The sequence below is a fragment of the Actinoplanes sp. CA-030573 genome (genome assembly GCF_050951115.1).
GTDB lineage: Bacteria > Actinomycetota > Actinomycetes > Mycobacteriales > Micromonosporaceae > Actinoplanes.
In genome coordinates this window covers 7,367,616-7,375,000 of sequence record NZ_CP192038.1, presented here as the reverse complement: position 1 = coordinate 7,375,000, position 7,385 = coordinate 7,367,616, and the positions used below count along the sequence as shown (strand labels likewise).

The following is a 7,385-nucleotide window of genomic DNA, read 5'->3' as shown; positions in this document are numbered from 1 at the left end:
CCTTTTGAAGAATGAGCCTGCGAGTTAGTGGCACGTGGCGAGGTTAACCCGTGTGGGGTAGCCGTAGCGAAAGCGAGTCTGAAGAGGGCGTTATAGTCGCGTGTTCTAGACCCGAAGCGGGGTGATCTAGCCATGGGCAGGTTGAAGCGTGGGTAAGACTGCGTGGAGGACCGAACCCACCAACGTTGAAAAGTTGGGGGATGACCTGTGGTTAGGGGTGAAAGGCCAATCAAACTCCGTGATAGCTGGTTCTCCCCGAAATGCATTTAGGTGCAGCGTCGTGTGTTTCTTGCCGGAGGTAGAGCACTGGATGGTCTAGGGGGCCTACAAGCTTACCGAAATCAGCCAAACTCCGAATGCCGGTAAGTGAGAGCGCGGCAGTGAGACTGCGGGGGATAAGCTTCGTAGTCGAGAGGGAAACAGCCCAGATCACCAGCTAAGGCCCCTAAGCGTGTGCTAAGTGGAAAAGGATGTGGGATCGCATGGACAACCAGGAGGTTGGCTTAGAAGCAGCCATCCTTTAAAGAGTGCGTAATAGCTCACTGGTCAAGTGGTTCCGCGCCGACAATGTAGCGGGGCTCAAGCACACCGCCGAAGCTGTGGCATTGACGCATGAACCCGGTCGCCGGCCTTGAGTCGTCGATCCAGGTGCGTTGATGGGTAGGGGAGCGTCGTGTGGCGAGAGAAGCGGCGGGGTGACCCAGTCGTGGACGCCACACGAGTGAGAATGCAGGCATGAGTAGCGAATGAAGAGTGAGAACCTCTTCCGCCGAATGACCAAGGGTTCCAGGGCCAGGCTAATCCGCCCTGGGTGAGTCGGGGCCTAAGGCGAGGCCGAGAGGCGTAGTCGATGGATAACGGGTTGATATTCCCGTACCCGCGAAGGAACGCCCAAGACGAACCTCCATGTACTAACCACCCAAAGCCGGCGAGGACTTCGGTTCGGACTGGTAGCGGCTGGGACCTTGTGGGGTAGTAGTTTAGTGATGGGGTGACGCAGGAAGGTAGCTGGTCCCAGGCGGTGGTTGTCCTGGGGTAAGCGTGTAGCCCGCGATGTAGGCAAATCCGCATCGCATGATGGGTGAGACGTGATGCCGAGCCGTATCAGGTGAAGTCAGTGATCCTATGCTGCCGAGAAAAGCCTCTAGCGATGTTCCGAGCGGCCCGTACCCGAAACCGACACAGGTGGTCAGGTAGAGAATACCGAGGCGACGGGCGAACTGTGGTTAAGGAACTCGGCAAATTGCCCCCGTAACTTAGGGAGAAGGGGGGCCGGACCCGTGACGGGACCATGCGTCCTTGAGCGGGGTATGGCCGCAGAGAGCAGGGGGAAGCGACTGTTTACTAAAAACACAGGTCCATGCCAAGTCGTAAGACGATGTATATGGACTGACGCCTGCCCGGTGCTGGAACGTTAAGGGGACCTGTTAGTCCGTAAGGGCGAAGCGGAGAACTTAAGCGCCAGTAAACGGCGGTGGTAACTATAACCATCCTAAGGTAGCGAAATTCCTTGTCGGGTAAGTTCCGACCTGCACGAATGGCGTAACGACTTCCCCACTGTCTCAACCACAGGCCCGGCGAAATTGCAGTACGAGTAAAGATGCTCGTTACGCGCGGCAGGACGGAAAGACCCCGGGACCTTTACTATAGCTTGACATTGGTATCCGAATTTAATTGTGTAGGATAGGTGGGAGCCGGTGAAGCTCGGACGCCAGTTCGGGTGGAGGCATTGTTGAAATACCACTCTGTTGGGTTTGGGTATCTAACTTGCGGCCCTGATCGGGTCGAGGGACAGTGTCTGGTGGGTAGTTTAACTGGGGCGGTTGCCTCCTAAAGGGTAACGGAGGCGCCCAAAGGTTCCCTCAGCCTGGTTGGCAATCAGGTGTTGAGTGTAAGTGCACAAGGGAGCTTGACTGTGAGACTGACAGGTCGAGCAGGGACGAAAGTCGGGACTAGTGATCCGGCACTTGCGTGTGGAAGCGGTGTCGCTCAACGGATAAAAGGTACCCCGGGGATAACAGGCTGATCTTCCCCAAGAGTCCATATCGACGGGATGGTTTGGCACCTCGATGTCGGCTCGTCGCATCCTGGGGCTGTAGCAGGTCCCAAGGGTTGGGCTGTTCGCCCATTAAAGCGGTACGCGAGCTGGGTTTAGAACGTCGTGAGACAGTTCGGTCCCTATCCGCCGTGCGCGTTGGATACTTGAGAAGGGCTGTCCCTAGTACGAGAGGACCGGGACGGACGAACCTCTGGTGTGCCAGTTGTCCCGCCAGGGGCACGGCTGGTTAGCTACGTTCGGAAGGGATAACCGCTGAAAGCATCTAAGCGGGAAGCTCGCTTCGAGATGAGGTATCCCACCCCCTTGAGGGGGTAAGGCTCCCAGCCAGACGACTGGGTTGATAGGCCGGAAATGTAAGCCAGGTAACTGGTTCAGTTGACCGGTACTAATAAGCCGAGGGCTTAACCACACCTAAACTTTATGCTCAACGCGTCCACTGTGTGATTCACAGCAAACGAACAACCATTCACGGTTGACTCGTGCATGCTGGCAGCTGTTTCGGTGGTCATAGCGGAGGGGAAACGCCCGGTCTCATTCCGAACCCGGAAGCTAAGCCCTCCAGCGCCGATGGTACTGCACTCGGGAGGGTGTGGGAGAGTAGGACGCCGCCGGACTCAACGTGACAGACGAGGGCCACCCCGGACGGGGTCGGCCCTCGTCTGCGTTTGTGCGTTGGCCCCCCGGTAACTTTGAGTGTTGAGGCACGCCCACGCGAGGTTGGGCCGCCGTGTCGGAAGGAATGACCGTGACTACAGGACCGCAGGACAGCGGCTCCAACAACCGCGACGACGAGCGCCCGGCCGGCCGCGGGCGGGATGGCGACTCGTACAACCGTGGTGGTCGGTCCTCCGGCGATCGGGGCGGCAACCGGGACGACCGCGGCGGCTACCGCGGAGACCGTGGCGGCGACCGGGGTGGTTACCGCGGTGGTGACCGTGACCGTGGTGGTTACCAGGGTGGCGGCGACCGGGGCGGCTTCCGTGGCGGTGACCGCGACCGTGGTGGCTATCAGGGTGGCGGCGATCGGGGTGGCTATCGGTCGGACCGTCCGCAGGGTGGTTTCCGGGGGCGTGAGGACCGGCCGCAGGGTGACCGCGGTGGCTTCCGTGGCGGTGACCGCGACCGTGGTGGTTACCAGGGTGGCGGCGATCGGGGTGGCTATCGGTCGGACCGTCCGCAGGGTGGTTTCCGGGGGCGTGACGACCGGCCGCAGGGCGACCGCGGTGGCTTCCGTGGCGGTGACCGCGACCGTGGTGGTTACCAGGGTGGCGGCGATCGGGGTGGCTATCGGTCGGACCGTCCGCAGGGTGGTTTCCGGGGGCGTGACGACCGGCCGCAGGGCGACCGCGGTGGCTTCCGTGGTGGCGACCGCGACCGTGGTGGCTATCAGGGTGGCGGCGACCGTGGTGGCTTCCGTGGCGGTGACCGCGACCGTGGTGGCTATCAGGGTGGCGGCGACCGTGGCGGCTATCAGGGTGGCGGCGACCGGGGTGGCTATCGGTCGGACCGTCCGCAGGGTGGTTTCCGCGGGCGTGAGGACCGGCCGCAGGGTGACCGCGGTGGCTTCCGCGGCGGTGACCGCGACCGTGGTGGTTACCAGGGTGGCGGCGACCGAGGTGGATACAGGTCGGACCGTCCGCAGGGTGGTTTCCGCGGGCGTGACGACCGGCCGCAGGGCGACCGCGGTGGCTTCCGTGGCGGTGACCGCGACCGTGGTGGTTACCAGGGTGGCGGCGACCGGGGTGGGTATCGCTCGGACCGTCCGCAGGGTGGCGGCTACCGTGACCGGGACGACCGCGGCGGGTTCCGTGGCGGTGACCGGGACCGGGGTGGTTACCAGGGCGGCGACCGGCCGGCGGGGCGCAGTGGTGGGTTCCGCGGGGATCGTGAGCGGCCCTACGGCGACCGTCCGCAGGGTGACCGGGGTGGCTTCCGCGGTGGCGACCGGGACCGGGGCGGCGACCGTGGTGGTTACCAGGGTGGCGGCGACCGGGGTGGGTTCCGCTCGGACCGTCCGCAGGGTGACCGGGGTGGGTTCCGCTCGGACCGTCCGCAAGGTGACCGGGGTGGCTTCCGCTCCGAGCGTCCGCAGGTTGGCGGCTTCCGCGACCGGGACGACCGTGGCGGGTTCCGGGGCGACCGCGATGACCGGGGGTTCCGCAGCGACCGCGATGACCGTGGGTTCCGCGGGGACCGGGAGGACCGGGGTGGGTTCCGGAGTGACCGCGACCGGGACGGTGACCGCGGTGGGTTCCGTGGCGACCGGGATCGCGGTGGGTTCCGCGGTGACCAGGATCGGGACGGTCGCGGGGACGACGTGCAGGGTGGCGAGCAGCCGGCCTCGTTCCAGGCGCCCGCTATTCCGGACGAGATTGTGGCTACCGACCTCGACCAGGAGGTGCGTTCGGAGCTGATCTCGCTTGCCCGGGACATCTCGGACAAGGTGGCGCGGCATCTGGTCGCGGCGGGGCAGATCATCGACGACGACTCCGAGCTGGCGCTGCAGCACGCGATCGCGGCGCGGCGGCTCGCCTCCCGGATCGCCGTGGTGCGGGAGGCCGTCGGGCTGGCGGCGTACGCGGCGGGGGATTGGACCACCGCCATCGCGGAGCTTCGGACGTACCACCGGATGACCGGGCGCCAGACGCACCTGGCCGAGATCGCCGACAGTGAGCGGGCACTTGGTCGCCCGGAGCGGGCGATCGATCTTTACCGGGGCGCCGACATGGAGGCGCTGGACAAGGACAGCGCCATCGAGCTGCTGATCGTGGCGGCGGGGGCGCGCGGTGACCTCGGGCAGCACGACGCCGCGGTGGCGATGCTGCAGGTGCGGGAGCTGACCAGCGACGACGACGCCGACTGGGCGGCGCGGTTGCGGTACGCCTACGCCGACGCGCTGCTGGCCGCGGACCGGCGCGAGGAGGCCCGGGAGTGGTTCTCGCGTGCCGCGGCGGTCGACGAGGACCAGCTGACCGACGCCACCGAGCGCCTGCTCGAGCTCGACGGCATCACGATCGAGGGCGACGACGACGAGGACGACGAGGACCTCGCCGACGAGGCCGTCGCGCGCGCCGACGAGGACGACGAGGACGAGGACTCGGACGGCTACGACGACGAGGACCTGGACCGGGCCGACGCTCGCGCCGACCGGGACGATGACGACGCCGACGGCTACGAGGACGCTTCCGACGGCGACGTGTCCGACGACGATGACCTCGATGACGACCAGGACGAGGACGACGACGTGTCCGACGACGTCGATGACCTCGACGACGAGGACGACGACGATTACGACGAGGTCGAGGACGACGAGGACGCCGACGCGGACGACGAGATCGAGTCGTCGGCCACGGGGCTGCCCGCGGACGGCGACGAGGATGACGACGACTTCGAGGACGAGGACGCCGCCATCGCCGCCAAGGCGGAGGACGCCCAGGCCGGGGAGGGCGGGCCGGCGGACAAGCGCGCGCGGGACTGAGCGCACCGGGGCGGACCGAACGAAGGGGCGAGCGTGAGTGACGGGCTGGCCGACGGCTACGACCTGGTCATCTTTGACCTGGACGGGGTCATCTACCTGATCGACAAGCCGATCCCGGGAGCCGCCGAGGCGGTCGGGCGGCTGCGGGCGTCGGGTACCTCCGTGGCGTACGCGACCAACAACGCCTCACGCCGCGCCGGCGATGTCGCCTCGCTGCTCACCGGCATGGGCGTTCCGGCCGAGCCGGGCGAGGTCCTCACCTCGGCCGGCGCGGCCGCCGCGGTGCTCGCCCGGCGGCTGCCGGCCGGCGCGCCGGTGCTGGTGGTCGGCGCCGACGCGCTGCGCGCCGAGGTGACCGACGCCGGGCTCACGCCGGTCTCGACGGCGGAGGAGAAGCCGGAAGCCGTCGTGCAGGGCTTCGGCCCCGACGTCGGCTGGAAGGTACTCACCGAGGCGGCGCTGGCGGTGCGGGCGGGGGCCACCTGGGTGGCCACCAACACCGACCGCACGCTGCCCAGCCCGCGCGGGCCGCTGCCGGGCAACGGCTCGCTGGTCGCGGTGCTGCGCACGGCGCTCGACCGCGAGCCCGACCTCGTTGTGGGCAAGCCGCAGCCGGGGCTGTTCACGACCGCGGCCTCGGTCTCCGGGGCCGAGCGCCCGCTGGCGGTGGGCGACCGGCTGGACACCGACATCCAGGGCGCGGTCGGCGCCGGCATGGACTGCGTGCTGGTGCTGACCGGCGTGAGCGGCCCGGCCGACCTGCTGGCCGCGCCGCCGGAGCGCCGCCCGACCTTCGTGGCGGACAACCTCGGCGGGCTGTTCCGCGCGGCGGACGACGCCCGGCTGCCGCTCGACGCCGGGTCGGCCGGCGGCTGGCGGGTCACGGTCGAGGGCGACCGCGCCCGGCTCGACGGCTCGGGCGACCCGATCACGGCGCTGCGGCTGCTGTGCTCGGCGACCTGGAACGGTGTGCCGGTGACCGGCGTCGAACCCGTCTCACCGGACGCCGCCGCCCTGCTCGACAGCTGGGGACTCTGACGCCACGAGCCGCTCGTGCGGGAGCGAGGGCGCCGCGGCGGCCCGGCGGCGGGCGCGGCTGCGCAGCCCGAGCGCGACGCCGACGATCGGGCACCACAGCGCCCAGCCGAAGATGCCGCCCATCCAGAAGCCGTACAGCGGCCCGGTGTTGGTGGTGACGCCGGCCGTGCCGAGCGCGGCGGCCACCGTGATCGCCATGCCGAGCCAGCCGATCCACCGCGGCGCCACGCCGGTGCGCAGGACGACCAGCGAGAACGCGCCGACGAGCAGGGCGATGAACGCCATCTGGAAGTCGCCGATCAGGTGGGTGAAGCCGGTGAGGCCGTACCAGCCGCGCAGCACGTCGTCGTCCACCGTCGTGAGCCGCGCGCCGATCAGGTCGGGCAGCACCACCGGCAGCGCATCGGCCACCGAAGCCAGGAACAACGCCACCGTGAGCAGGTAGCCGGCGCCGGCGAAGACGTCGGCGAGCAGCGAGCGCGGCAGGGCGTCGCGGGCGACGCGGGTCAGGGCGGCGGTCAGGATGAGCCAGACCACGACGCTCAGCATCGCGCCGAGAGCGCCCACCCGTACGGCCGAGGCCTCGGCCAATCCCCAGGCGCGGATCTGCGCCGGGGTGGCCGTCGCGACCTTCGGGCCGTCGGCGGACTGGGCGAACGAGAGAACGAGCAGCAGCGGACCGGTGACGGCGGCCGTGATCGCCGCGCCCCGCCCGGGGGTCATGGTGGTGCCGGATGTCGTCATCGCCTCATCGTCGGGGGGTTCGCCGGCGGAGTCGTCGCCCGCGATGCCGAGACACCTACACCGTTG

The 7,385-nt window shown here is 68.0% G+C and carries 4 protein-coding genes and 2 rRNA genes (1 of these 6 only partly in view); 5 read left to right on the top strand and 1 reads right to left on the bottom strand.

Features of this window, described 5'->3' with window-relative positions:
* The 5 genes from ACQP2F_RS33885 to ACQP2F_RS33865 form a co-directional block, all read left to right on the top strand.
* Positions 1-2,468: ribosomal RNA gene (locus ACQP2F_RS33885) — 23S ribosomal RNA — on the top strand; it begins 659 nt to the left of the window's first position.
* Positions 2,469-2,556: 88 nt separating this feature from the next.
* Positions 2,557-2,673, top strand: a 5S ribosomal RNA gene (rrf, locus tag ACQP2F_RS33880).
* A 321-nt stretch (positions 2,674-2,994) separates the two neighbouring features.
* Positions 2,995-4,473, top strand: a complete 1,479-nt coding sequence (locus ACQP2F_RS33875) for a hypothetical protein (protein WP_433294729.1) — start codon at positions 2,995-2,997, stop codon at positions 4,471-4,473.
* A gap of 29 nt (positions 4,474-4,502) precedes the next feature.
* A complete protein-coding gene (locus tag ACQP2F_RS33870) occupies positions 4,503-5,537 on the top strand; it encodes a hypothetical protein (RefSeq protein WP_433307697.1) in 1,035 nt (344 codons plus the stop codon).
* Positions 5,538-5,570: 33 nt separating this feature from the next.
* Positions 5,571-6,575 (top strand): HAD-IIA family hydrolase, encoded by a 1,005-nt coding sequence (locus tag ACQP2F_RS33865; RefSeq protein ID WP_433294727.1) that lies wholly within the window; start codon positions 5,571-5,573, stop codon positions 6,573-6,575.
* Here ACQP2F_RS33865 and ACQP2F_RS33860 read toward each other — a convergent pair.
* A complete protein-coding gene (locus tag ACQP2F_RS33860) occupies positions 6,534-7,319 on the bottom strand; it encodes a hypothetical protein (RefSeq protein WP_433294725.1) in 786 nt (261 codons plus the stop codon). The two genes, ACQP2F_RS33865 and ACQP2F_RS33860, sit on opposite strands and share 42 nt — an antisense overlap.
* Positions 7,320-7,385 lie beyond the last annotated feature (66 nt).

What these genes read in the sequence shown, in the direction of transcription:
- ACQP2F_RS33860 (WP_433294725.1), bottom strand. Translation starts at nt 7,319, where the DNA reads ATGACGACATCCGGCACCACCATGACCCCCGGGCGGGGCGCGGCGATC.